We start from the raw sequence: 25275 nt of genomic DNA, 5'->3' as shown, positions 1-25275 counted from the left end.
TGTTATCCATCCTCAGGCTCTTCAGGCGCGGTAACGACCAGCTTGAGACCCAGCGCATCGGTGATCTTCGCTAAGGTGTCCGTACTGACACCCTCACCGGCTTCAACACGAGCCACAGACGGACGGGAAACACCCGCCTTCTCAGCAAGCAAGCCCTGAGATAGCCCGAGGGCCGTGCGAATCGTACGAACCTGCTGGGCAATCTCAGACATAGGGTTTGGCTGTGAGTCAGTCATGGCAATAAAACCTAGTCCATCGCCTGGACGTTTGACTCGATAAAGTCGATTTCCTCTGGGGAAAGCTTGTACTTCTTGTAAAGCTGCTGGTCAATCTCAGCGACCGACTTGGACCAGTCGATGTCAGACGTGGACGTGAAGTCCTGCAACGGAACGTATTTCCACTTTCCTTTAGGATTGTCTTGAGTAGTTTTCAAAATGCTCAAAAGCGCTCGAACAAATTTTGTCTTGATGTAGACTAAGCAACTTTGTGCTTCTGTCGCTTCAGCGAATGACCCTACTGTCAAAAAAGTATCTGTGTGGCCTAACCCCGGTTCGGCTACTACGGGACTGCTTAAGACCTCACCGAACGATCCACTTCCATTGGATTTTGCGACCAGAACCTTCCACCGATCTAGTGATTCCGGTTGATTCGTGTAATCTTTTCGGATCCAACGTCGAACACGTTTTCCTTTCAAGAGCCCAAGTAATTGAACATAGGTGTTTTCGTCATTGGGTTCGCTTTCATAAAACAATATGTCTGCGAACAATCCCAAACTTGGCGGCGTGATCTGGGACCCGGTCCCGTTACCTTGTATAGCAGCAATTTCAGAGTGCTCCAGCATGGCCATGTCAGAAAAACGGTACAGTGCCCGTGAACTCACCAAATTTGAGAATGATTGATGATTCGTACTAGGAACCTTGCGCAGGACAGAATTCAATTCTTGGCTAGTATCGCCAAGGAAAACCCCGATAGGCTTAACCTCTTTAGCAGTATCGCGATACGTTACAGCAATTCCACCCTTAATGTCAGTGCCTGGAAAGATTTCATTCGAGTTAGATTCGTAATGAGCAACCATCAAATGAGTGTCAGCTAGCATCTTTTTATTCCAGGCGGCAGGGGTCTGGCCTGAGTTCGACAAGAAACGTGCTGGTGTAATCAATACAACCTTGTCGCTGAGTTCATATGCAGCATCCATAAAGTGATGGTAAATCGGTTCTGAACGCCCCGACGCACCTTGCGCATCGTTTTGGTACGGCGGGTTCCCGATGACTACATCGAATTTCTTATCCATGATTAGTTGCCTTCCTGAAGCATGTCGCTCACGATTTTCTTGCGCTCATCCTCAGTCATTTCTGCCAAGTTACCAACTTGATAATGACCGGAATCATCCATCCAATGTTTACGTTCTTCAATACCGCCAGACACTGCCTCGAAGGTGATGTCGTGCAGAATTTGGTTGTGACTCATCTCGAACAGCTGCTTGGTGAGAATATGCTTGAGGCGATCCTGCTGATCGGGAATCTTCTGTGCGAGACCCGTATCCAAGCGGCGTACCAGTTCCATGAGGAACAGGCCAGCGGTCGAGAACAAGTCTGCGAACGTCTTTTCAGGATCCTCAAAGATCCCAGGATTTTCCTTTTCCAGAAGGTCAACCATTCGGGTCACAACCGGCTGCGGGGTGAACACCAATGAGGTTTTCTGATGCGGAATATACGCAAAGATGTTCTCTGGCAAAGAATCGTCGAAATAGTCAGCAAGTTCTGCTTTCTTCGCTAAGAACTCTTGAATCGACTGGTCAAAGACCGCTTCATCAAACATTCCTGGAATCTGAACCCTTTCACCGTTCTCTTGAGTCACGGTCTGCCCATCACGCAAAACACGGAACTCGGCTTCGGTAATGCCTGTGATCTCCTGGAACACAACATCAGGCGTGTGATCGTCGAAGTTGGACAGGCGCATATCTTCCGTGCCATAAGCCATAAGGAACAGTGGGATAGTGCGAGCGAAACCGCGCAGTCGGGAGCGAACCTCGTCCATTGCGGTGTTTGCACGCTTCTGTTCTTTCTTGGTTTCTTCGCGCTTAACCGTTTCTTGAACCGCCTCTTCTGTGGACTTGTTCAGGATGTCCAAGACTGCTGCTTTGAACTCTTCCTCAGCAATGCTCTTCTTTTCCTCAACGGCGGCGACTTCTTCATCGGTAGTCGCGCTCTCTAACTCGTCCTCGATGTGCTGCTCAGAAATCTGTTTCTCGACGTATGCACGTTCAACAGCTGCCTCAACCTTGGCTTCAGTTTGCTTGATGTCACGTTGAACCTGATTGTTGGTTAGACCGTACTCTTCTTTGAGTTTGTCGCGGGTTTCGGCGGTTTTCTCGGTAACAATCTTGGCCAGCTCCTTGGCAGTCGTGCTGACCGACTTTTCAGGTGTGAGAGCAGGAATCTCTTCCTTGCTGTATACCGGAACGCCTAGCTCTTTGACCTTTGGATTGATCACAGTATCCGTGTCCACGTGAGCATTGCCTTCGCGGTCAACCGTTGGGGCAGGGTCAGGAATGTTAATATCCGTACCCGTCTTGAGCTTGCCTTCCTTAGCCTCCGGCAACTTGTCAAGGATGTCCTTGACGTGCTCGGAGTAGCGGAAGATGCCTGCAACATTGTCGAACAACAGGTTGGATAGGAATCCGCGACGGACAACTTCTTTCGCCTTGAAAACCTGAGGAATGGTCAGCACCTGGGCGGCATCAAGCTCCACCATCTTGCCCTCAGAATCTTCACCGATAACCGGGAAGAAGTTCAGCAAGCGACGAATGTTCTCTTGACGCTCTTCACCACTACCAGTGACGACTGGGCGCAAGTTATTGGCGAACTTGTCCACGATGGTCAAGGTGCGTTCTGGCGCAAAATCGAAGATGTAAGCGTTCTGCTTTTGCAATACCTGATGTCCACGCACGAACGTATGTGGGTTCTGAGCGCGGAAAGCTGCCTGCATGTAGAGCGCAGGAGAAGTAAGGTTTGACAGCATCAATACGGCAGTCCACTCGGGCACGGTGACACCGGTAGTGAGCTGACCCACTGACAAGGTGATTGTCTTGCCACCGACCTCTTCGGCATCAGCAATCGCCTTGCGAACGCGGTCTAAAGACTTTTCATTGGCGGCGCTGTCTAAGCTGTCATGGCTCTTACCATCACCAGCGGCAAGAATAACCGTGTAATCCTTGAACACATCGTGTTGCTTCAACAGCTTTTCTAAGGCCTTGGCCGATGCGACACGGTCAAGCAACCAGAAAGAGTGGCGAATCTCTTCGCGAAGTTCAGGAGTGGAGAAGGGGTATTTCTCGTTAGTGGTCAGGCGGTCGAGGAACCGAACAACGTCCTCACGATGCTCAAATACACCGCTGTCCTTGGTGCTGAAAAACTCATTGAGATCGAAAGCATAGTCAATATTGGCTTCGTCTTCAGCAACGGCCATACCCCGCGACAGCTGGTCAGTAATCATACGCGAAAGTTGGTACGTGAACATGTTCAACGTTGGCAACGATGCGTAAGGGTTGTCCTGCGACTCGTCAGACCATTCAGCGCGTGCAGTCTGCTCGTCTTCATAAGTCCAGTTGTAGATCTGTTCCTCGCTGAACTTTCCAGCTGCCAGAGCCTTAAACGGAGTGCCCGAAAGATGCAGGGTCTTGGCTCGGGTGATGTTGTCGAACGCAATGTCGGTCTTGGTGGTGTCAATGCCTTCATGAGCTTCATCAATTACTAACAGATCCCACTCAAAGTCAGCAATATGCTTGAGCTTTTTGTAGTGACCGCCGAAGTATTGAGAACCCTTCAGATCCTGAAGAGACAAGAACTCAACGATGCGAGGGTCCTCGTCCTGGTGGGCTGTAGAATATTTGCTCCACTCTGCCCGGGTCATGGTTGGGCGACCCTCTAGGGATGCGGACTCAGAGACGAACACGTAGCTGGTCTGATGCCCAATGAAACGGGTGAAATCATCGAACCACGAGTTCGCAATGGCAGGACGATTCGTGACAATCAGTACCCTACGGGCTTCAAGCTGACGCATCAGGTCGTAAGTCGTAAGCGTTTTGCCGAAACGTGGCTTGGCGTTCCACAGTACTTCATCATGACCAGCGACAAAGGCTCCCAAAGCCTGTTCTACCGCGTCCTTCTGTTCAGGGCGCAAAATGTAGTCATCAGTGCCAGAACGTTGAAGTTCAGCATCGTCTTGGGTAATGAAGTCTTGGAAAAGTTGCTTGGAGCCCAACGCCATATTTGAGAAATTATGCCATTCCGTGCGTTTGGGCTCGAGTTCACGCTGAACGCCCTGCTGCTTGAGGTACGCGTGAAATTCACGGTCGGTAAAACGACCGCCCTTTTCAGTCATGAAAAACGCGCGGTAGGCCCATTCTTTCTTCTTTCGTATCGACATCTGCGAAGCTTGCTGCCCGATACGGGCATCTGGGCCGTCAGCCTGTTCTGTGTAACCAATCTTCTCCCACCCAACATATTTTGGAACATCAGGAGTAGACCACGAGTAGACATACGGAGTGATCTCGCGAAACGTGTTGATTTTAGGAGCAGACACTAGGCCCTCACTTCTTTGTAAACGTGTTCGATTCGGCAGACTTCGTATGATTCGTAGACTGCGAAATCGAACATCCCCAGATTTGTCGATGAATTTCGTAAAGATGAAAGAGAGAATGGTTCGCGATGAACCATGCCTGGTTCGTTGAGTACGCGGTTCCACCAGGAGAATTGAATTTCTTCACCACCAGCTGTCAGCCCCGTGAGAGTGTTCCCCTGAATAATGTTGTTTTCAATGAGCATGGATGCAGCACGGTAGAGGTTTGAACGCGGACCACAGGAATTGCCGGCACGCTGATGAAACTCTACGAATGTATTCAGAAGGGAAGTTTGAGCTGCTTGATGGTTGTCTGCTAGCAACTCAATGCCGTAGATGGAGGCCAGCGCGAAAAGTGTTTCTGTTGGCCACACCCCCGGCTGGTAGCGCTTTTCAATAGCATGAAGCTTGCGCCGAAGGATTGCAACCAAAAAATTACCATCACCTGCGGCCGGTTCAAAGAAAGTCTTATCGACAAAGCCTGGGCCAGTCTCCAATTCTGGTTTCACGAGATCAAGCATCTGGTTGACCATCGACTTAGGGGTGAAGACCTCCCCATGCGCTCTCACGCGATCGCGTGATTTTATGAGCTGTTCGTCTGGTGTAGTTTCCGTCATGGATCCTCGTGAAATTGGGGCTAGTTAAGTAATTCTCAATGTATCAGATTCTTTACATTTTGTTGAAGTTCGAAGCTCCAATCGTCAGCATGGTTGAAAGTCTGAACACTGCGATTGTTGCAGCGCCCACCTACAAATAAGTATGCGGACAACCTGACGACGGGTGTTTCTCGATTGCCGAAGACATCCCGGTGTGGAAAACCAAAGGTCATCTTCAGGCCCCGGGGCTGGGTGAGAGCGTTATGCGTTCCGTATCGGGCGGGCGGCGGCCTCGCCACTGGTAGTCGCGAGGCCGCGGGGAGGGAAATACTTGGAAAGGGAAGGTTTTACAACACAGGTAAGCCTTACAGGGAACCCCCATTCGGCGTGGACTGGAAGAAGCAGGAAAAAGCCGTCCGCGAAGAACACGCGGAAAAGGGCTTCGCAGGCCGCTTCGGCCCGGGCCTACCCCGCGTCTCGGACGGCTCCATGCTCTTCCTGCTGCACCTAATTTCCAAGATGCGCGAACCGGCCCAGGGATCCACCGGAGGCCGTGCCGCCATCGTCCTGAATGGTTCCCCGCTGTTCACCGGTGGCGCGGGCTCCGGCGAATCAAATATCCGCAAATGGATCATGGAACGCGACTACTTGGAAGCGATCATCGCCCTGCCGACCGACATGTTCTACAACACGGGCATCAGCACCTACATCTGGGTACTCTCGAAAGAGAAGTCCCCGAAGCGTCGCAACAAGGTGCAACTCGTGGATGGGTCAAAGCTGTTCCGCAAGATGCGCAAGGGCCTGGGCTCCAAACGCAACGAACTGGGCCCGGAGGACATCCAAGCGATCGTGAAGCTCTACGGCGACTTCGCGGAAACCAACCAGTCGAAGATCTTCGACACCACCGATTTCTTCTACCGCACCATCACCATCGAACGCCCACTCAAGCTGAACTTCGCCACCACTGTCGACCGCATCGACGCCGCCTTGCCGGCCAAGGCCTTCGGCAAGCTCACGCCAGAAGCTATGGCCGGCCTGCGCAACACACTTGAGTCCATGGACGACACCGTGCTGTTGAAGAACCGCGACGAATTCACGAAGATACTGAAGAACCAGCTCAAGACCGGCGGCGTCGAATTGAGTGCACCCCAGTTCAAGACACTCGTTGCGGGGCTCTCCGAACGCGATGACACCGCCGACGTGTGCACCGGAGCCAAGGGGAAGATCGAACCGGACACCGACCTGCGTGACACCGAGAACGTCCCCTGGAACGAAGACATCCACACCTACGTCGAACGCGAGGTCAAGCCCTTCGTGCCCGATGCCTGGATCGACGAAGACAAAACCAAGGAAGGCTGCGAAATCCCCTTCACCCGCCACTTCTACCAATACACGCCCCCGCGTTCGTTGGAAGAGATCGACGCGGACCTCGATGCTGTTCTCGGCCGCATCCGCGCACGTCTTGAGCAGGTGAAAGCATGAGTCTGAAGCCATACTCAGAGTACAAGGACAGCGGTCAGCAGTGGCTAGGAGAAATTCCTTCCCACTGGAAAATCGTCCCACTGTGGACGCTGTTTAAACGAACCAAGACACTAGGGACGGGTTCTGAGATTCTGCTTTCGGTCTATCGGGACTATGGCGTCGTTCCCAAAGAAAGCAGGAATGATAACTTCAACAAGGCATCTGAAGACCTACCCAAGTATCAGCTTGTCGGCGTCGGTGATCTGGTTATAAACAAGATGAAGGCCTGGCAGGGGTCTGTCGCGATATCTGAACTATCAGGCATTGTCAGCCGTGCATACTTCGTGTTCAAAGCGCTAAGTCACACTCACTCAAAGTTCGCGCATTTTTTGATGCGTTCCACGCCATATTTCAATCGCTACGCAGCCATTTCTTCTGGGGTTCGCCCAAATCAATGGGATCTTGATCCGGTCCAACATAGGGCTACACCGATTCTCCTACCGCCGCCTCATGAGCAACAAGATATTGCTGACTATTTGGATCGTGAGACCGCCGAGATTGATGCGTTTATCGCGGACCAGGAACAACTCATCGCCTTGTTGGAAGAGCGACGTACAGCAACCATCACCCAAGCAGTCACCAAGGGCCTCAACCCGGACGCGCCGATGAAGAATAGTGGGCTCGAATGGTTAGGTGAAATTCCTGAGCATTGGACGGTTGAAAAGCTATCTTGGCTTTCACAGATAGGGAACGGTTCCACTCCAGCTACGGATAATCTGGATTATTGGGCCGACGGTGACATCCCGTGGCTCAATAGCTCGTGCGTTAATTTGGATGAAGTTGTTGAACCAAGCAAGTTTGTAACCACAACTGCCGTAAAGGCCTGCCATCTGCCGATGGTGCCTGCTGGGAGCCTCCTAGTTGGGTTGACCGGTCAAGGCAAGACCCGCGGCATGGTCACAAGGCTGGGTATTAACTCTACGATCAATCAGCACATAGCGTATGTAACACCGTCATCAGCTTTGAATGCTTCGTACGCTTATTGGTTCTCGGTGGGGGCCTACCAACAATTGCGTTTCATCAGTGAGGGTAATGGTGGCACGAAAGGAGGTCTGACTTGTGACCAGTTGGGGCGGCTTCGTATTCCAAGGATGAGCTCCGACGAACAGGCCAGGATTTCCACCTACTTAGACCGAGAAACGGCAGAGATTGACGCGGCCATCACGGATGCCCGTGAGGCAATCGCGTTGTCCAAGGAGCGTCGGGCCGCGGTGATCAGTGCCGCGGTCACCGGAAAGATTGATGTCCGCGGGCTCACCACCGGGCCCACCCCTACCCAGGAGCAGTCTGTTGGCGTTGCATAACGAGATCGAGTTCGAAAACGAGATCTGCGAACACCTCGCAGCCCACGGGTGGCACTACTCCCCCACCGACGCCGGCTATGACAAGGAACGGGCGCTCTTCCCTGAGGATGTGTTCGCGTGGCTCGAAGACACCGCCCCGGACGAGCTGGCCAAGGTCCTGAAGCCCGGGTTGAATCCGACCATGCTGGCCAAGGCCAAGCTCCGCATCTTGGACCGTCTGGTCACGGTGATGGGCACCGACCCAGTCAAGAGCGGCGGCACCCTGAACGCGTTGAAGAAACCCGTGGGGGTCACCCCCGCCACGCTGCGGATGTTCCAGCCCAAGCCCGCCGACAGTCTGAACCCCGTCACCCTCGAACGCTACGGCAAAAACCGGTTACGCGTCATGCGGCAGGTGCACTACTCCACCACCGGCAACAAATCCCTGGACCTGGTGTTCTTCCTCAACGGGATCCCCGTGGCCACCGCCGAACTGAAAACCGACCTCACCCAGGACGCGCAAGCAGCACTCGCCCAATACCGGCACGACCGCAACCCCAAGCACGAACCCCTGCTGACCTTCGGCCGCGGCGCGCTGGTGCACTTCGTGGTGTCCAACCGTGAAGTGCACATGACCACCAAACTGGAAGGCCCCTCGACTCGGTTCCTGCCTTTCAACACCGGCAACAACAAGGGCGCCGGCAACCCCGACCGTGAAGGCACCTCACCCACCGCCTATTTCTGGGAGGAGCTGCTCGACCCGGACGCGTGGCTGACCGTGCTAGGCAAATTCATCCACTACCGCTTCTCCGAGCACACCGACCCGATCACCGGCAAGAAATCCTTCACTACCGCCACCCGGTTCCCCCGCTACCACCAATGGCGGGCCGTCAACGCCCTGGCCGATGCCGCACTGGCCGAAGGGCCCGGACACAACTACCTGATCCAGCACTCGGCCGGATCGGGAAAAACCGATTCCATCGCCTGGACCGCTTACCGGCTCGCGGCCCTGCACCGCGAGGACGGGTCCAAGGTCTTCGACGGAGTCATCGTCATCAGCGACCGGACCGTGCTGGACGGGCAACTGCAAAAAGCCATCGAACAACTCGAAACCGTGGCCGGGGTCTTCGCCCCGATCACCCACGGCTCCGAAGGCTCCAAATCCAAGCAGCTGGCCGACGCGCTGCTCAAGGGCCGGCAAATCATCGGCGTGACCCTCCAAACCTTCCCGCACGCAATGGAAGAGATCCGCGCCAACCAAGGACTCGCAGACCGCACCTACGCGATCATCGCCGATGAAGCGCACTCCTCCCAATCCGGCGACGCGGCCAAGGCCCTGAAAAAGGTCCTCACCTCCCTGCACTTGGAGGAGGACGAGGACTACAGCACCGAAGACCTGCTGGCAGCGGAAATGGCGGCCCGTGCCGGTGCGACACGCAACCTCTCGTTCTTCGCGTTTACCGCCACCCCGAAGGCCAAAACGATCGAACTGTTCGGCCGAGAAGACGAGACCGGCGAGCCCCAGGTCTTTGACCTGTACCCGATGAAGCAGGCCATCGAGGAAGGATTCATCCTCGATGTCCTGCAGAACTACACCACCTATGAAATGGCCGCGCGCATCGCGCAGGCCAACGAAGACGCGGCCAGCGTGGAAGTCGACCGCGATCAGGGGTCGAAGGCGCTGATGCAGTGGGTGCGCCTGCACCCTTACAACATTGCCCAAAAGGTGCGGATCATCGTGGAGCACTTCCGCGAGAACGTCGCCCACCATCTGGCGGGGCGCGGCAAGGCCATGGTCGTGACTTCCTCGCGCAAGGAAGCCGTCCGCTACAAGATCGCGATCGACGACTACCTGCACGCTAAGGGGTATGACACCGAGCTGGCAGCACTGGTGGCGTTCTCGGGCGAAGTCACCGACCCTGTCTCCGGACCTGACCCGTTCACCGAGCACACCATGAACCCCGGGCTCAAGGGCCGCGGCCTGGCCAAGGCCTTCGCCACCGACGAATACCAAATCATGCTGGTAGCCAACAAGTTCCAGACCGGGTTCGACCAGCCCCTGCTGGTCGGCATGTACGTGGACAAGAAACTCTCCGGCATCGCCGCCGTGCAGACCCTCTCACGGCTCAACCGGGTCATCCCCGGCAAGGACCAGACCTTCGTCCTGGACTTCGTCAACGATCCCGGAACCATCCTCGCCGCGTTCCAGGACTACTACGAAGAAGCCACCATCCACGAAGCGTCCAACCCGGACCTCATCCACGACATGATCATAAAACTCGACGCGACCGGGATCTACAACGGCCGGGACGTGGATCTAGTCGCCGAGAAATGGGTCGCCCAACGCAACCACAACGGCCTGTACTCACATCTGCAACCGGCCATCGACGTCTTCCACGACCGATACAAGCAAGCCACCCTCACCGGCAACACCCTGGAACGCGAGCTGCTCGATGACTTCCGCAAGACCGCAGGAGCATTCAACAAGTCCTACGACTTCTTCTCCCAGATCATCGACTACGGCAATACCCGCATCGAGAAACTGGCGATCTACCTCAAACTGCTCTCCAAGGCCCTACGAACCAACGCGACCGGCAACCGGATAGACCTCTCAGATGTGGTCCTCACCCACTACGCCCTGAAGAAACAAGAAACCCAGACGCTCACCCTGACCCCGGGACAAGGCGGCGGTCTGAAAGGCGTCACCGGTGCGGGCTCCTCCAGTCCCCGGGAGAAAACCACCGGTACCTTCGGGGAACTAATCGAGCAGATCAACAAGATCTTCGAAGGCACCGGTATCAGCGACAAGGACCAGATCAACGCCGTTGAATCAATCATGCGCCACGCGGAAAACCATGAACAGATCCAACGCGAAGCCATCGCGAACGGCCCCGGCGACTTCAACACCTCCCCCACCCTGCCCGAAACCATCGAAGAGCTCATCTACACCGCGGGTGAAGGACACCAGCAAGCAATCACCGCGCTCATGGACATGCAAGGTCCCGCGCAACTCGTCGAAGTGCTGCTCGCCGCGGGACTCCAGGAGCGCGCGAGAAAGCAAGCCCAAACCGATGCCCTGGCCAATGAGTAAACGCTTTCTTCGTCTTTACACCCCCAAGGAGCATGTGCGGCAGCTGCTGAAAGCCAGGATATCCATGAATTCCAATCCCGGTGGGCGGCGCTGGAGAAATCCGTGAAGGCCACGAAAATGGTTGAAGCGAAGTCACTGTCCACGACGTTGACCGCCTGGCGCCGGGAGCTACTGGTCTTTGTGCGCACCAGGTTGAAGAACGCCCGGAGCGAGGCGGCGAATCTGACGTCGAAGAACCTAAACCGGATCGGTCGGGCTACCGGAATCATGCTCATTATCGGCTTCGGATACTGTTGTACACGGCGGTCTTACGGCCGTGCCGAACATTCTGCGCCACGCTAAATCTTGAAGAGCCAGAAAACGCTGATCACTGTCCACTCTGTATCTGTTGCGCTAACGTGATCGCTATGGCTGGCGGAAAAGTTTCACGGCATCCCGAGTGGGACATGATGTATGCCGCTGGCCTGACGGTGCGAGAAATCGCTGACAGGTGTCGTCAGAACGTCGCCACCGTGAGTCTGCACTCACGCGTGCGGGAGAAATGCTCCCCCGGGCTTCGCGCCACGCATGAGGCCGCGCTGGCGGTCTGAGACTCGGATCGCCCGTCAACTCTGTGGCGTAAACGCCTCACCGAAGCCCTGGCTTTCCAGGATATGCATCAGTGTTTGCCGCGCACCGATAGGTCTGCTCCCCGTCGCTATTGAGTTCCGGACCTATTCAAGACTCGCGCTGTTATCTCGTCAAAGCGCAATCCGCGTCACCGGCTGCGAGGAGTCGGTCGCAAAGTCCACTCCGCTTGGTGCGGCACCAGCTTCGACCAACTGCGCCCCCAACGCCGCAACCATCGCCCCATTATCGGTGCAGAGGTTAAACGGCGGGACCGTCAGGTCGATGCCGGCCGAAGCGCAGCGCGCCGCCAGCAGTTCGCGCAGTCGAGTATTGGCCGCCACTCCCCCGCCGAGCAATAGGGTGTTTAGTCCGTTCTCGGTGCAAGCGCGAACCGCCTTGACGGTGATGACATCTACGACCGCTTCCTGGAAGGATGCGGCGATATCAGCAACCGGGACTTCCAGCCCCTGGGACTCGAAGTGCTCAACAGCCCGTGATACCGCGGTTTTCAGCCCTGAGAACGAGAAGTTGTAGCGGTGCTTGCCTGGGTTCTCAGCGGTGCCGGTGAACTTGGGCAGGCTCAATCCGCGAGGGAATCGGAATGCCTTGCGGTCTCCCTTGGTTGCGGCCTTGTCGATGGCCGGACCGCCTGGATATCCCAAGCCCAGCAACCGGGCGACCTTGTCGTAGGCTTCGCCCGCGGCATCATCAATTGTTGCGCCGAGCAGCTGTACGTCATCGGTGAGCGAGGTGACCTTAAGGATTTCGGTGTGTCCACCCGAGACCAGCAGCGCACCGAACTCGGCGGGCAGCGGCTTGCCACCGAGGACCCCGACGCCAACGTGGGCGACCAGGTGGTTGATGCCGTACAGCGGCTTGCCGGTGGCCAGGGCCAGCGCCTTCGCGGCGGCGACACCAACCATCAGTGCACCGGCCAGGCCCGGACCGCTGGTCACTGCAATGGCATCGACTTCATCCAACGTCAGCTTCGCGTCGGCGAGCGCCGCATCGAGGGTGGGGATGAAGGCTTCCAGGTGGGCGCGGGCCGCGATCTCCGGGATGACCCCGCCGAAACGCACGTGCTGGTCCATGGAACTGGAGACCGTGTTGGTCAGCAATTGGGTGCCGCGCACGATGCCTACCCCGGTTTCGTCGCAGGAGGATTCGATGCCCAATACGATGGGGGCTTTGGCCGTGCTCATTTCGTCTCCTCTTCGCGCAGCCGTAGGCGCATGATCAGTGCGTCGGTGCCGTCGCGGTAGTACTTGGCGCGTTCATGGATCTTGGAAAAGCCCAGCGACAGGTACAGCCCGATCGCCACCGGGTTGTCCTTGCGCACTTCTAGCATCACATCGCGGGCGTTGCGCTGCCGGGCACGCTCAATCATCACCTGCATCAGCTTGCGTCCAAGCCCCTGGCCTTGGGCATCGGGACGGATGGCAATGGTCTGCACATCGGCGAAGGGCAGTACGGTGCACAGGCCCGCGTAGCCCAGGATCTGCCCTTCGGCTTCGTACACCCAGTAATCCCGGGTCTCGTGCTGGGACAGTTCGGCTTCGAAGAGTTCCACCGGCCAGGCATCGGCCGGGAAGCTGGCCACTTCCAGGGCGTGGACCGCCGGGATGTCCCCCGGCAGCATGGTGCGCAGTACCGGGTTCAGGGACTGAGCTGCTTCATGACTCATGACTTGGCCTGCTTCATGAACTGTGGGACCTGGGCGTCGGACTCGCGCAGGTAGCGTGGGGCGGTATCAGACAGGTCCGCGCCCTCTGCCAGTTCGGCGAGCGCACGCGGCCCTAGGTCGGCAGCTCGGATCAGCCAGTCTCGGCTGGCAGCGGCCACCTTGGCTCCGGCCTCTTCGAGTTCTTGTGCATAGAGTCCGGCACCCACACCGTGTACTTCCAGGGCCGGTAGTTCCCCGGCGGCCGAGACGTGCGGCCCATCCAACAGCTTGCCGTCAGCGGCGAAGCGCGCCCAGTAGACCTCGCGGCGGCGCGCGTCCGTGGCAATCAGGTATTCGGTGTCTGGCTGCAGTTCGCGGCGCACCCGTTCAGCGAGCGCTCCCAGGGACATGGTCCCGTGCAGCGGCACACCCCATACGTAGGACAGGGTGCGGGCGGCCACCAACCCTACCCGCAGCCCGGTGAAGGGACCGGGCCCGGTGCCCACGATGATGCCAGCCAGTTCTTTGCCTTCCAGCCCCGCCTGGGCCAGTAACTGGTGGATGTAGCTGACCAGGGTTTCGGTTTGGTCGTTGGACCGTTCACTGGTGATTTCGGCGTGCACGGTGCCGTCGGCGTCTATCACGGCCACGGAGGTGTGGGCCGAGGTGTCTATGACCAGGTAGTTGCTCATGGCTGGCCTTCCGGGTTGCTGAAGCTTTTCAAGGTGGCCTCGAGCGCCGCGCGCAGCTGCTCCCAGCGCGCCGGTTCCCAGTCCGGACCGGTGGCGCTTAGTGTCAGGGTGCGCGGTTCATCGCTGCCCTCATCATCGAATTCCCAGGACGCGGTGGTGGTGTCCGCAGGCAGGGCCGCGCGTGCCAGGGTCAGCTCCAGGCGGGAGTTGTTCAGGTGCTCCACCTTCCCGGCACCCCATTCAACGACGGTCACCGCATTCGGGGCGGTGTCCTCCAGATCCAGGGTGTCCACTTCGGTGGGGTCGCTCAGCCGGTAGGCGTCCACGTGGACCAGGTTCGGTCCGCCGACCAGGCTTGGGTGTATGCGCGAAAGCACGAAGGTTGGGGAGATGACCCCTTCGCGCACCTGCAGTCCTGCTCCCAGGCCCTGGGTGAGCGTGGTCTTGCCGGCACCCAGTTCCCCGGTGAGGATGACCAGGTCCCCGGCGTGCAGCTGCCGTCCGAGTTCTGCGCCGAGCGCTTGGGTGGCTTCCACGGTGGCAGGATGCAGGGTCAGCTGCTGGGCGTGCCCGTCCTGCTGATTGTGATGCTGCGGGGTGCTAGGCACCGGTGTCCTCTTCCTCGTCCAGGTAGGACTCGCCCCAGCTGCCTTCCAGGTAGATGCGCGGCACGCGCGGGGAGATCCGGGTGACGACCTCGTAGTTGATGGTTCCGGCGGCGTTGGCCCATTCGGTGACCGGTGCGGCGGATTCGCCGAACACCCGGGCGGTGGCGCCCAGGAAGTGTTCCGGGTCAATGTCCGGGCCCAGGTCCACCACGCACTGGTCCATGGCAATCCGCCCGCGCACCGGGTAGGTGATGCCGTGGATGTTCACCGGTGCGCCGGTGGCGATGCGCGGCAGGCCGTCGGCGTACCCGAGCGGGATCAACCCCAAATAGGTTTCCCCGGTGGTGCGGTAGTTCAGTCCGTAGGAGACGCCCTGGTCCTTCTGCACCTTCTTCACGTTGGCGACCCGGGTTTCCAGGGTCATGGCCGGACGCAGCCCGAAGTTGGAGGGTTCCTCGTCCTGGAAGGGGCTTAGCCCATACAGGCCCAAGCCGAGGCGGACCAGGTCGTGGTGGGAGTCCGGGCGGGAAAGGATGGCCGGGGTGTTGGCGATGTGCCGTACCTCCAGGTCGAATCCGGCCTGCTCCACCTGGGTGATGGCGGCGTCGAAGGCGGCCAGCTGCTCGTCGGTTTCGTGGCGCTGCGGTTCGTCGGCAACCGCCAGGTGGGAGAAGATCCCCACTACGCGCAGCAGTCCCTCGTTCTGGTAGGTCATGGCCTGTTCCAGCAGGGTGGGCAGGGTGTCAAGCATGGCGCCGTTGCGTCCCAGCCCGGTATCCAGCTTCAGGTGGATACGCGCGGGGGTTTCCATCTTGCGGGCCGCGGCGGCGATGTGCTCCAGTTCCCAGCCGGAGACGCCCAGGTCAATGTTGGCGTCGACCGCCTGGTCGAAGGGGGTGTCCGCGGTATGCAGCCAGGCCAGCAGGGGGGCGTCGATGCCCTTGGCCCGCAACGCCAGTGCCTCGGTGACGTGGGCGCAGCCGATCCAGCTGACCCCGGCTTCCAGTGCCGCCCGGGCGACCCGGTAGGCGCCGTGGCCGTAGCCGTCGGCTTTCACCACGGCCATGACCTTGGCCGGGGCCACCAGGTCGGTCACCTGGCGCACGTTGTTTCGGATTGCTGACAGGTCCACCAGGGCTCGGCGTTCCCACGGGGCACTCATGGGGTCGCCGCCGGGTGCCGCTTGCTGCTCTACCACTTCAAAGTTCACATCTGCTATCTTCGCACTTTTCGCTTCTCTGCGCGCGCGGCACCGGTTCGCTGGGACGTCACGCGCGCTAAGGCGGGGTGCATCTAGGCTGTGAACCGTGATGTACCCCGCAAGGTTGGCTGATGTGGGTGAGGGACTGGCCTTTAGCGCAGGGTGCGCAGTTCGTCGCGGATCTGTTCCAGCAGCGCCAGCTGCGGATCCGGCTCCTCTTCCTCTTCCTCCAGGCCGCGGTGACGCTTCAGGGCCTCGGTGGCCTTGGTCATCGGCAGCACGATCACGAAGTAGACGGCGGCGGCAATGAGCAGGAAGTTGACCAGGGCGGTGAGGAAGACACCCACCTGGATCAGGTTGCCGTTGATGTTGAACACCAGGAAGTCGTCAAAGCTCGGCGCACCGACCAGTGCGGAGATCAACGGCATCAACACACTGTCCACCAATGCGTTGACCACGGCGCCGAAAGCGGCACCAATCACGACGGCAACGGCGAGGTCGACAACGTTGCCCTGCATTATGAAATCGCGGAAACCCTTTAGCATGGATCGATCATATACATGGATAAACTCTGAAAGAGCTTGGTCTAGGAATATTTTCTAACGAATTTGTAGCCCATTGCCCGTATTTTGAGCGTACTCTCAGATTTTACGCAGCAGCATCCGTGTGACCGAGTGATCCCCGCTTTTACGCAGCACCAACTGCGCGCGCCCGCGCGTGGGCAGCACGTTCTCCTTCAGGTTCGGCTCGTTGATGCTCTTCCAGATGCGCCGGGCGGTGGCGCGGGCCTCGAAGTCACTGAGCTTGGAGTAGCGGTGGAAGTAGCTGGCCGGGTCCAGGAACGCACCGGAGCGCAGCTTCATGAAGCGGCTGATGTACCACTCCTCAATATCGCTGGTGCGCGCATCAACATAGACGGAGAAGTCAAAGAAGTCGCTGAGCGCGAGCCCCACGGTGCCATCCGAACGGGTGCGGGCCGGCTGCAGCACGTTCAGCCCCTCGACAATCAGCACCTGCGGCGAGCGCACCACGTTGCGCTCATCGGGCAGGATGTCGTAGGTCAGGTGCGAGTAGACCGGGGCGCTGACTTCCGGGGCGCCGGACTTCACGGCCGAGACAAAGCGCAGCAGCGCACGGCGGTCATAGGATTCGGGGAAGCCCTTGCGTTCCATCAGGCCCCGGCGTTCCAGCTCGGCGTTCGGGTAGAGGAACCCGTCGGTCGTGATCAGCTGCACGTCCGGGGTTTGCGGCCAACGCCGCAGCATCTCCTGCAGCACGCGCGCGGTGGTGGACTTGCCCACCGCCACCGAACCGGCCACCCCGATCACGAAGGGAGTTTGGCGGGTCTTCTCCCCCAAAAAGGTCGTTGTCGCCTGGTGGGTGGCCCCGGCGCCGGTGACATAGAGGTACAGCAGCCGGCTCAAGGGCAGATACACGTCGCGGACCTCACGCAGGTCCAGGCCGTCGCCCAGACCACGCAGCCGTTCAATGTCCTCCACATTCAGCGGCTGCTCCATTTTGTTGGACAACCGGGCCCAGGTTTGCCGGTCAAGTTCGACAAATGGGGAGATCGAGGTGTCCTGAAGCTGCGTTGGTTCCACGAGAGGAAATTGTGCCAACTTTTGACCTCACACCCAAACAGGAGACCGGCCCGTGACTCATAACACAGGTTTTTCTGGCGGGACGGTATCACATTTTCTATCTGCCGGGCGCCGTCAAAAGGTAGGCTTTCTGGCATGTGCGGAATTGTTGGATATGCAGGTACACCGACCGGAAACAACGGTCATGATGCGTTAGAGGTCCTCATCGAGGGCCTGCGCCGGTTGGAATACCGGGGCTACGACTCGGCAGGGGTTGCGGTCGTCGCCGACGGCGCCATCCATGCCCGGAAGAAGGCCGGCAAGCTGGCCAACTTGGAAAACGAAATCAGCGAGAACCCGCTGCCGGTCTCCCAGACCGGTATCGGCCACACCCGCTGGGCCACCCACGGCGGGCCCACCGACGTCAATGCGCACCCGCATCTGGCGGACAATGGCAACCTGGCCGTCATCCACAACGGCATCATCGAGAACTTCGCCGAAATCAAGGCCCAGCTGCTGGCCGAGGGCGTGCAGTTCCTGTCCGAGACCGACACCGAGGTTGCCGCGGCACTGCTGGGCAAGACCTACCGTGAGCTGGGCACCGGGGACCTGACCGAGGCGCTGCGCCAGACCGTGAACCACCTGGAGGGTGCCTTCACCCTGCTGGCCACCCACAAGGACCACCCGGGCGTCGTGGTGGCCGCCCGCCGCAACTCCCCGCTGGTGCTGGGCCTGGGCGAGGGCGAAAACTTCCTGGGCTCGGATGTCTCGGGATTCATTGACTTCACTCGCCGGGCGGTGGAACTGGGCCAGGACCAGATCGTAACCATCACCCCGGACACCCACCAGATCATCGGCTTTGACGGCGAGAGCGCCCAGGGTAAGGAATTCACGGTGGACTGGGATGCGGCCAGCGCCGAAAAGGGCGGCTTCCCCTCCTTCATGGAGAAGGAAATCTACGACCAGCCCGCCGCGGTGGCCGACACCCTGCTGGGTCGTTCGGACGCCGAGGGCCGGATGACCCTTGATGAGCTGCGCATTGACGCCGAGGAACTGGCCAACGTCACCAAGATCGTGGTGCTGGCCTGCGGCACCAGCGCCTACGCCGGGTCGGTGGCCAAGTACGCCATCGAGTCCTGGTGCCGGATCCCGGTGGAGGTCGAGCTCTCCCACGAGTTCCGCTACCGTGAGCCAATCGTGGATGCGAACACCCTGATCGTCTCCATCTCCCAGTCCGGGGAAACCATGGACACCCTGATGGCCGTTCGCTATGCCAAGGAGCAGGGCGCGAAGACCCTGTCCATCTGCAACACCAACGGGTCCACCATCCCGCGTGAATCCGATGCGGTGCTCTACACCCACGCCGGCCCGGAGATCGCGGTGGCCTCCACCAAGGCGTTCCTGGCCCAGATCACCGCCACCTACATCCTGGGCCTCTACCTGGCCCAGCTGCGCGGTAACCTGTTCAGCGGTCAGATCAAGGACATCATGGCCGACCTGGGCAAGATCCCGGCCAAGATCCAGGACATCCTGGACCGCTCGGATGCCATCCGCGAACTGGCCCGCTCCATGGCCGATGCCACCTCGGTGCTGTTCCTGGGCCGCCACGTCGGCTACCCGGTGGCCATGGAGGGCGCGCTGAAGCTGAAGGAAATCGCCTACATTCACGCCGAGGGCTTCGCCGCCGGCGAGCTGAAGCACGGCCCGATCGCGCTGATCGATGACGGCCAGCCGGTGTTCGTGGTGGTCCCCTCCCCGCGTGGGCGGGACTCGCTGCACTCCAAGGTTGTCTCGAACATCCAGGAAGTGCGCGCCCGCGGCGCCAAGACCTTGGTGTTGGCCGAGGAAGGCGATGAGGCGGTCAAGGCCTACGGTGAGTTCGTCTTCTACCTGCCCGAGACCCCGACCCTGCTGATGCCGCTGCTGGCCACCGTGCCGCTGCAGCTGTTCGCCTGCGAGTTGGCTACCGCCAAGGGCTATGACGTGGACCAGCCGCGCAACCTGGCCAAGTCGGTCACCGTCGAGTAAGCGGCCCCCTCTGGCAACGGCCGGGCACCACCTGCAGGTGGTGCCCGGCCGTTGTCTCGTTCACCCTGGGCACTACCGGCCCGACCGTTCTGATCCCCTAGGCTAGGAAGCATGATCGCAGGAATTGGCGTGGACATTGTCGATGTGCCACGTTTTGGACGCCAGCTGGAACGCACCCCCGCATTGGAAGGGCGCCTGTTCACCCCGGAAGAGCGCGGCCTGCCGTTGCGCTCGCTGGCGGCCCGCTTCGCCGCCAAGGAGGCCATTGCCAAGGCGCTGGGCGCCCCGGCGGGGATGAACTGGCAGGACTGCTCCATCATCAAGGACGCGGCCGGGGACCCGCAGGTGCACGTGACGGGCAGTGTGGCCACCGCCGCGGCGCTGCGCGGCATCCACTCCTGGCATCTGTCCCTGAGCCATGACGGGGACATGGCGGTGGCGATGGTGGTCGCCGAGCGCGCCTAGTGCCGCTACTATCCCATTGCTACCCCGCTACCCCGGCTGGGAGTTTACGACACGGGACGCCTCAAACCTCACCATGCCAAGCTACGGTGAGTATTCTGAATCTATGATCCCCGTCTTCAGTGTTGCGCAGGTCCGAACGGTTGAGAAGGCCGAAATTTCCCGGCGAGGCTCCGAGGAACTGATGAAGCAGGCGGCCGCCGCGGTCAGCGACGCGGCCGTGCGGCTGCTGCACGGCGAGCCGGGGAAGAACATTGTCGGGCTGATCGGCCCGGGCAACAACGGCGGGGACGGGCTCTACGCGCTGGCGAATCTGGCCCGCCAGGGACACAACGCGACCGCGGTGCTGCTCAGCGAGAAGTCCCACACCCCGGCGCTGGAGGAACTGCGCACCGCCGGGGGCACCATCACCACCGCCGCGGACGCGCCGCAGGCGGCCTCCGGTGCCGATCTGGTGATTGATGCCATTTACGGTCTGGGCTACCGCCCGGGCGCGAAGCTGCCCACCGTCCCGCGCGGCGTGCCCGTGTTGGCGGTGGACGTGCCCTCCGGGTTGGATGCTGCCACCGGTGTCGCGGATGACGCGGCGCTCCCCGCCGTCCGCACCGTGACGTTCGGAGCCCTGAAGGAGGGCCTGCTGACCGGTGACGGGCCGCTGCTGACCGGGGAACTGTCCCTGGTGACCCTCGACTTTGATTTTTCCGACCAGTCCCCCATGGCCTGGCTGGTGGACCCCGAGGCTGCCGGGCAGCTGCTGGATGAACACCGCAGCTGGCGGGACGCCGCCCGCCACAAGTACCAGCGCGGCGTGCTGGGCCTGATCGCCGGTTCCGACCGCTACCCGGGCGCCGCCCAGCTAACCGCCCGTGCCGCCCTGAATGCCGGGGTGGGGCTGCTGCGCAGCCACATGCCCGACAAGGTTCAGGCGTACATGGCGGCCAGCGCCCCCGAGGCGGTGCCGCTGGGCGACCAGGAGGTCGCCGAGGCGCTCTCCCAATCCCGGCGCCACCTGCATGGACGCGGGGCGAAGATTTCGGCGTGGGCGATTGGACCGGGCCTGGACCCCTCCGGCCAGCCGTCCGAGGTGATTGGCAAGGTCTTCAGCAGCCGCCAGCCGGCGGTCATCGATGCCAGCGGGCTGGAGATTGTCCCGGCCGGACCCAGTGAGCAGCCACGGGTGCTCACCCCGCACGCCAAGGAGCTGCGGATGCTGCTGCGCCGCGCCGGGATCACCGTCACCGCCCAGGACATTGCCGAGGAGCCGCAGAAGTGGACCCGGTGGGCGGCGCTGTCCTACAACGCGGTGGTGCTGCTGAAGGGGCCAACGAACTACATTGTGGAGCCCGGGGGCAAGACCCTGGTGGTCTGCCACACCAGCCCGAAGCTGGCGACTGCCGGCAGCGGGGATGTGCTCACCGGCATCCTGGGCACCCTGCTCAGCGACTCGTCGCTCACCGGCGTTCAGGGCACCGCACTGGTCAGCAACCAGCGGCTGCTGGAGCTCACGGCCTGCGCCGCGGTGATCCACGGCGAGGTGGGACGGGTGGCCGCCGAGGACTCCACGGTGTGCGCCACCCGGCTGATCGAGGTGCTGCCCCGGGTGATGGCCCGCTTCGGCTTCTAGCCCCCGCCAGGCGACCAAGGGCCCGGCCGCAGACCCACAGGAGCAGCGATCCTGTGGGTCTGGGGCCGGGCCCTTGAGGTTTTTACGGATGTCCGGCGGCTCTTTTTCTGCTGCCGGGCGCCGCCGTACCTAGTTGTTGGTGCCGGGAACGGGCACCACGGTCAGTGACTGGGTCTGCAGTTCGGGGCTGGCCACCTCGAAGCGCTCCCCCGGACCGGTGATGGTCCACCCGGCTTCCCGCCACAGGGCCCGGTCCAGCACGTTGCGCCCGTCAATCAACTGACGCTGGCGCACCACGGCGCCGAGCTGTTCGGGCTGCAGTTCACGGAATTCGGCCCATTCGGTCAGCAGCAGCACCGCATCGGCGTCCGCCGCGGCCTCCTTCCAGGAATCCACGTAGTGCAGGCGCGGGAAGCGTCGCCGGGCGTTGTCGTTGCCTTCCGGGTCATACACTGATACGTCCGCCCCGGAGTTGTAGAGCCGCACCGCGATGTCCAGGGCCGGCGAGTCACGCACGTCGTCACTGTCGGGCTTGAACGTCACCCCCAGCACGCACACGTGCTTGCCGGCCAGGTTGTAATCCAGCATGGCTTCGGCCAGCGCGACCACCCGGTCACGGCGGCGCAGGTTGATCTGGTCCACCTCGGCCAGGAACCCCATGGTCTGACTCAGCCCGAGCTCGGAGACACGGGCCTGCAGGGCACGGATGTCCTTGGGCAGGCAGCCGCCGCCAAAGCCCACCCCGGCGTTCAAAAAGCGCCGTCCGATCCGGGCGTCATGCCCGATGGCGTCGGCCAGGGTGCGGATGTCCCCGCCCACAGTTTCGGTGACCTCGGCGAAGGCGTTGATGAAGGAGATCTTGGTGGCCAGGAACGCGTTGGCAGCGACCTTGACCAGTTCACTGGTTTCCAGGTCGGTGACCACCTCGGGGGTGTCCTGGGCCAGGATGTCGGCATAGACCTCCCGCAGCCGGGCCAGGTCCTGTTCGTTCTGCACCCCGTAGACCAGCCGGTCCGGGCGCAGCGTGTCCTTGACGGCGAACCCCTCGCGCAGGAACTCGGGGTTCCAGGCCAGTGAGATGTCGCTGCCGGGTCTGGCGGCGGCCTTGATGCGTTCGCTCAGCCGGCGGGCGGTGCCCACCGGGACGGTGGACTTGCCCACGATCAGGGCGCGGCCGGTGACGTGTTCGAGCAGGCTGTCCACCGCGCCGTCCACGTAGCTCATGTCCGCGGACTGTGAGTCGGTGCGCTGTGGGGTGCCCACGGTGATGAAGTGGATGTCCGCCGCCGCAGCGACTTCGGCGTAGGAGTCGGTGAAGCGCAGCCGTCCGCCGGCCACGTGCTTCTGCAGCAGCTCGGGCAGCCCGGGTTCGTGGAAGGGCAGGATGCCGCGCGAGAGCGCGTCCAGCTTCTCCCGGTCCACGTCCAGGCCAATGACTTCAAAGCCCAGTTCTGCCATGCAGGCGGCATGGGTGGCACCCAGGTATCCGGTGCCGATGACACTCACGCGTAGACTCATGTTCTACCCCCATCAGTTGCTGCCCGCCGTTTGGGCGGGCCGGTGTTGGCCGCGTCGCTGTGAGTTTATGGCCCGCAGCATTCGGGCAGGGCGGGATGTTGCCCAACCAGCGGCAAACACTGGATAAATTCTCGTCCCGGACCCGGCACGGGCCGGATCCGGGACGCAGGTGTTACAACGGTGTGTTGGCGTTCCTAGAGCGCCAGGTGCTGCAGGACCGCGGCGGCCAGCAGTTCGGCTTCGCTGCGGGCCTGTTCCTGGCTTCCGGCCTCCACCATCACCCGTACCACCGGTTCGGTGCCCGAGGGGCGCAGCAGCACCCGGCCGGTGCTGCCCAGGCGTTCCTCGGAGACGGCGACCGCGGCCATGACCTCGGCGCTGTCGTGCACGGCGGCCTTGTCCACCCCGCGCACGTTGATCAGCACCTGCGGCAGCACCGTGAGCACCTGGGCCAGTTCCTTCAGGGACTTGCCCGAGGCCTTGACCCGGGCGGCCAGCTGCAGCCCGGTGAGCACCCCGTCACCGGTGGTGGCGTATTCGCTGAAGATCACGTGCCCGGACTGTTCCCCGCCCAGCGAGTAGCCTCCGGCGTTCATCTCCTCCAGCACGTAGCGATCCCCCACCCCGGTTTCCCGGATGGTGATCCCGTTGGCTTCCATGGCCAGTTTCAGGCCCAGGTTGCTCATGACGGTGGCGACCAGCACGTCATCCTTCAGCTTGCCCTGTTCCTTCAGGGCCAGGGCCATGATGGCCATGATCTGGTCCCCGTCGATGACGGTGCCTTCGTGGTCCACCGCCAGGCAGCGGTCCGCGTCCCCGTCGTGGGCGATGCCCAGGTCCGCGCCGTGCTCCACGACGGCGGCCTGCAGCTTCTCCAGGTGGGTGGAACCGTAGCCGTCATTGATGTTCACGCCATCGGGTTCGGCCCCGATGACCACGACCTCTGCGCCTGCGGCGTTGAACACCTCCGGGGAGCAGCCCGAGGCGGCGCCGTGGGCGCAGTCCAGCACCACTTTCAGTCCGTCCAGGCGGTTAGGCAGGGTCTGCAGCAGGTGGATGACGTAGCGGTCCTCAGCGTCGGCGAAACGCGAGACCCGACCCACCGCTCCCCCGGTGGGGCGCGGCGGCTCCATCTGCAGGCACGCCTCGATGGCGTCCTCCAGCGAGTCGTCCAGCTTCTTCCCGCCGCGGGCCAGGAACTTGATGCCGTTATCGGGCGCCGGGTTGTGGGAGGCGGAGATCATCACGCCAAAGTCGGCCCCGAGGTCGCCCACCAGGAATGCGGCGGCGGGGGTCGGCAGGGTGCCGGCGTCCTTCACGTCCACACCGGAGGCCGACAGGCCCGCTTCAATCGCAGCGGAGAGGAAGTCGCCGCTGATGCGCGGGTCCTTGGCCACTACGGCTACCGGGCGTCGGCCGTCTTCAGACTGGCTCAACCCCAGAACCACCGAGGCGGCTTGCGACAGACGCATCGCCAGCTCCGGTGTCAACAGTTCATTCGCTTTTCCACGGACCCCATCGGTCCCAAATAACCTTGCCATCGTCCACCATCATATGCCTTGAACGGGGCGAAAAAGCGCTGATTTGGGTGCTGGAACCCCATTCGTGAATGAAATTTGATGCTCCTCGCACCGCCCGGGCAGCGGTTTTTCACAATAGTGCTTGAAAAGGGATAAACCCCACTCCCGGAAGATCCCGGGAATGGGGTTTGTCCTGCGCAGGTACTGCTTAGCGCTTGGAGAACTGCGAGGCCTTGCGGGCCTTCTTCAGACCGGCCTTCTTGCGCTCGATGACGCGGGCGTCGCGAGTCAGGTAACCGGCCTTCTTCAGGGTCGGACGGTTGGCGTCGCGGTCGATCTCGTTCAGCGCGCGGGCGATGCCCAGGCGCAGTGCACCGGCCTGGCCGGAGGGGCCACCGCCGTGGATGCGGGCGAACACGTCGTAGGAACCTTCAAGGCCCAGGACCTTGAACGGCTCGTTGACATCCTGCTGGTGCAGCTTGTTCGGGAAGTAGGTTGCCAGGTCGCGACCGTTCAGGGTCCAGGTGCCGTTGCCCGGCACCAGGCGCACGCGGGCGATGGCCTGCTTGCGGCGTCCCACGGCTCCACCGGACACGGTCAGCGGCGCGCGCTCGACGTCGCCGCCGGCAGCTGCGGCCGGGGCCGACTCGGTGGTGTAG

General features: G+C 61.0%; 20 protein-coding genes and 1 pseudogene. 7 read left to right on the top strand and 14 right to left on the bottom strand.

The window, feature by feature from the left end:
- Positions 1 to 2: 2 nt before the first annotated feature.
- Genes RCJ92_RS06805 through RCJ92_RS06790 form a run of 4 tightly spaced genes read right to left on the bottom strand, consistent with a single transcriptional unit; the run spans position 3 to position 5237 of the window.
- Positions 3 to 212, bottom strand: a complete 210-nt coding sequence (locus RCJ92_RS06805; protein WP_446754129.1) for a helix-turn-helix domain-containing protein — start codon at positions 210 to 212, stop codon at positions 3 to 5.
- Positions 213 to 247: 35 nt separating this feature from the next.
- Positions 248 to 1291, bottom strand: coding sequence for an Eco57I restriction-modification methylase domain-containing protein (locus tag RCJ92_RS06800; RefSeq protein ID WP_446754128.1), 1044 nt, complete (start codon positions 1289 to 1291; stop codon positions 248 to 250).
- Between the two features lie 2 nt (positions 1292 to 1293).
- Positions 1294 to 4584, bottom strand: a complete 3291-nt coding sequence (locus RCJ92_RS06795; RefSeq protein ID WP_446754127.1) for a DEAD/DEAH box helicase family protein — start codon at positions 4582 to 4584, stop codon at positions 1294 to 1296.
- Positions 4584 to 5237 carry a hypothetical protein gene (locus RCJ92_RS06790; RefSeq protein ID WP_446754126.1) on the bottom strand — a complete coding sequence of 218 codons (654 nt, stop codon included), beginning with the start codon at positions 5235 to 5237 and terminating at the stop codon, positions 4584 to 4586. Before RCJ92_RS06790 ends, RCJ92_RS06795 begins: the two co-directional genes overlap by 1 nt.
- Positions 5238 to 5354: 117 nt before the next feature.
- Here RCJ92_RS06790 and RCJ92_RS06785 point away from each other — a divergent pair, with 117 nt between their 5' ends.
- The 4 genes and pseudogenes from RCJ92_RS06785 to RCJ92_RS06770 all read left to right on the top strand — a co-directional run.
- A complete protein-coding gene (locus RCJ92_RS06785; RefSeq protein ID WP_446754125.1) occupies positions 5355 to 6698 on the top strand; it encodes an HsdM family class I SAM-dependent methyltransferase in 1344 nt (447 codons plus the stop codon).
- The gene (locus tag RCJ92_RS06780) at positions 6695 to 8041 is read left to right on the top strand and encodes a restriction endonuclease subunit S (protein ID WP_446754124.1); all 1347 of its coding nucleotides are present in this window, start codon (positions 6695 to 6697) and stop codon (positions 8039 to 8041) included. The genes RCJ92_RS06785 and RCJ92_RS06780 overlap by 4 nt, the downstream gene beginning before the upstream one ends.
- The gene (locus tag RCJ92_RS06775; protein ID WP_446754123.1) at positions 8028 to 11111 is read left to right on the top strand and encodes a type I restriction endonuclease subunit R; all 3084 of its coding nucleotides are present in this window, start codon (positions 8028 to 8030) and stop codon (positions 11109 to 11111) included. The genes RCJ92_RS06780 and RCJ92_RS06775 overlap by 14 nt, the downstream gene beginning before the upstream one ends.
- 13 nt (positions 11112 to 11124) lie before the next feature.
- Positions 11125 to 11431: pseudogene (locus RCJ92_RS06770) on the top strand (transposase); the annotation flags it as partial.
- Between the two features lie 420 nt (positions 11432 to 11851).
- Here RCJ92_RS06770 and tsaD read toward each other — a convergent pair.
- The 7 genes from tsaD to coaA form a co-directional block, all read right to left on the bottom strand.
- Positions 11852 to 12922, bottom strand: a complete 1071-nt coding sequence (tsaD, locus tag RCJ92_RS06765; protein WP_446754122.1) for a tRNA (adenosine(37)-N6)-threonylcarbamoyltransferase complex transferase subunit TsaD — start codon at positions 12920 to 12922, stop codon at positions 11852 to 11854.
- The gene (gene rimI / locus RCJ92_RS06760) at positions 12919 to 13404 is read right to left on the bottom strand and encodes a ribosomal protein S18-alanine N-acetyltransferase (RefSeq protein WP_446754121.1); all 486 of its coding nucleotides are present in this window, start codon (positions 13402 to 13404) and stop codon (positions 12919 to 12921) included. Before rimI ends, tsaD begins: the two co-directional genes overlap by 4 nt.
- Complete coding sequence (gene tsaB, locus RCJ92_RS06755) at positions 13401 to 14075, bottom strand: tRNA (adenosine(37)-N6)-threonylcarbamoyltransferase complex dimerization subunit type 1 TsaB (RefSeq protein ID WP_446754120.1); 675 nt, start codon at positions 14073 to 14075, stop codon at positions 13401 to 13403. Before tsaB ends, rimI begins: the two co-directional genes overlap by 4 nt.
- Positions 14072 to 14683: a tRNA (adenosine(37)-N6)-threonylcarbamoyltransferase complex ATPase subunit type 1 TsaE gene (tsaE, locus tag RCJ92_RS06750; protein ID WP_446754119.1), complete on the bottom strand. Its 612-nt coding sequence runs from the start codon at positions 14681 to 14683 to the stop codon at positions 14072 to 14074. The genes tsaB and tsaE overlap by 4 nt, the downstream gene beginning before the upstream one ends.
- Entirely contained in the window at positions 14676 to 15845 is a 1170-nt protein-coding gene (gene alr / locus RCJ92_RS06745) for an alanine racemase (protein WP_446754118.1), read from the bottom strand. Before alr ends, tsaE begins: the two co-directional genes overlap by 8 nt.
- Before the next feature lie 191 nt (positions 15846 to 16036).
- Positions 16037 to 16429, bottom strand: coding sequence for a large conductance mechanosensitive channel protein MscL (gene mscL, locus RCJ92_RS06740; RefSeq protein ID WP_138177264.1), 393 nt, complete (start codon positions 16427 to 16429; stop codon positions 16037 to 16039).
- Positions 16430 to 16525: 96 nt separating this feature from the next.
- Positions 16526 to 17485 (bottom strand): type I pantothenate kinase, encoded by a 960-nt coding sequence (coaA, locus tag RCJ92_RS06735; protein ID WP_446754117.1) that lies wholly within the window; start codon positions 17483 to 17485, stop codon positions 16526 to 16528.
- Positions 17486 to 17620: 135 nt separating this feature from the next.
- Between coaA and glmS the strand changes: the two genes are divergently transcribed.
- The 3 genes from glmS to RCJ92_RS06720 all read left to right on the top strand — a co-directional run bounded on the left by glmS (position 17621) and on the right by RCJ92_RS06720 (position 21578).
- Positions 17621 to 19492: a glutamine--fructose-6-phosphate transaminase (isomerizing) gene (gene glmS / locus RCJ92_RS06730; protein ID WP_138177258.1), complete on the top strand. Its 1872-nt coding sequence runs from the start codon at positions 17621 to 17623 to the stop codon at positions 19490 to 19492.
- 111 nt (positions 19493 to 19603) lie between these two features.
- Positions 19604 to 19957 carry a holo-ACP synthase gene (locus tag RCJ92_RS06725; RefSeq protein WP_138177255.1) on the top strand — a complete coding sequence of 118 codons (354 nt, stop codon included), beginning with the start codon at positions 19604 to 19606 and terminating at the stop codon, positions 19955 to 19957.
- Positions 19958 to 20060: 103 nt separating this feature from the next.
- Entirely contained in the window at positions 20061 to 21578 is a 1518-nt protein-coding gene (locus RCJ92_RS06720) for an NAD(P)H-hydrate dehydratase (protein ID WP_446754116.1), read from the top strand.
- Between the two features lie 129 nt (positions 21579 to 21707).
- On the opposite strand, the gene RCJ92_RS06715 is transcribed toward RCJ92_RS06720, so the two are convergent.
- From RCJ92_RS06715 to rpsI, 3 genes are all read right to left on the bottom strand, one after another.
- Entirely contained in the window at positions 21708 to 23096 is a 1389-nt protein-coding gene (locus tag RCJ92_RS06715; RefSeq protein ID WP_343831884.1) for a UDP-glucose dehydrogenase family protein, read from the bottom strand.
- A gap of 194 nt (positions 23097 to 23290) precedes the next feature.
- Positions 23291 to 24637, bottom strand: coding sequence for a phosphoglucosamine mutase (glmM, locus tag RCJ92_RS06710; protein WP_138177246.1), 1347 nt, complete (start codon positions 24635 to 24637; stop codon positions 23291 to 23293).
- Between the two features lie 187 nt (positions 24638 to 24824).
- The coding region (gene rpsI / locus RCJ92_RS06705) for a 30S ribosomal protein S9 (RefSeq protein ID WP_446754115.1) at positions 24825 to 25275 on the bottom strand (451 nt) is incomplete at its 5' end.

Source organism: Glutamicibacter sp. BSL13, assembly GCF_052928425.1.
Note: the sequence above shows the minus strand (reverse complement) of the source record. Positions and strands in the feature narration are given on the sequence as shown.

Bases quoted from the DNA above. Each gene is read 5' to 3' on its own strand.
- mscL (WP_138177264.1), bottom strand. From the start codon at position 16,429: ATGCTAAAGGGTTTCCGCGATTTCATAATGCAGGGCAACGTTGTCGAC.
- RCJ92_RS06715 (WP_343831884.1), bottom strand. From the start codon at position 23,096: ATGAGTCTACGCGTGAGTGTCATCGGCACCGGATACCTGGGTGCCACC.
- RCJ92_RS06800 (WP_446754128.1), bottom strand. From the start codon at position 1,291: ATGGATAAGAAATTCGATGTAGTCATCGGGAACCCGCCGTACCAAAAC.
- glmS (WP_138177258.1), top strand. From the start codon at position 17,621: ATGTGCGGAATTGTTGGATATGCAGGTACACCGACCGGAAACAACGGT.
- alr (WP_446754118.1), bottom strand. From the start codon at position 15,845: ATGAGTGCCCCGTGGGAACGCCGAGCCCTGGTGGACCTGTCAGCAATC.
- RCJ92_RS06805 (WP_446754129.1), bottom strand. From the start codon at position 212: ATGTCTGAGATTGCCCAGCAGGTTCGTACGATTCGCACGGCCCTCGGG.
- tsaB (WP_446754120.1), bottom strand. From the start codon at position 14,075: ATGAGCAACTACCTGGTCATAGACACCTCGGCCCACACCTCCGTGGCC.
- RCJ92_RS06790 (WP_446754126.1), bottom strand. From the start codon at position 5,237: ATGACGGAAACTACACCAGACGAACAGCTCATAAAATCACGCGATCGC.
- RCJ92_RS06725 (WP_138177255.1), top strand. From the start codon at position 19,604: ATGATCGCAGGAATTGGCGTGGACATTGTCGATGTGCCACGTTTTGGA.
- tsaD (WP_446754122.1), bottom strand. From the start codon at position 12,922: ATGAGCACGGCCAAAGCCCCCATCGTATTGGGCATCGAATCCTCCTGC.
- RCJ92_RS06780 (WP_446754124.1), top strand. From the start codon at position 6,695: ATGAGTCTGAAGCCATACTCAGAGTACAAGGACAGCGGTCAGCAGTGG.
- rimI (WP_446754121.1), bottom strand. From the start codon at position 13,404: ATGAGTCATGAAGCAGCTCAGTCCCTGAACCCGGTACTGCGCACCATG.
- glmM (WP_138177246.1), bottom strand. From the start codon at position 24,637: ATGGCAAGGTTATTTGGGACCGATGGGGTCCGTGGAAAAGCGAATGAA.
- RCJ92_RS06720 (WP_446754116.1), top strand. From the start codon at position 20,061: ATGATCCCCGTCTTCAGTGTTGCGCAGGTCCGAACGGTTGAGAAGGCC.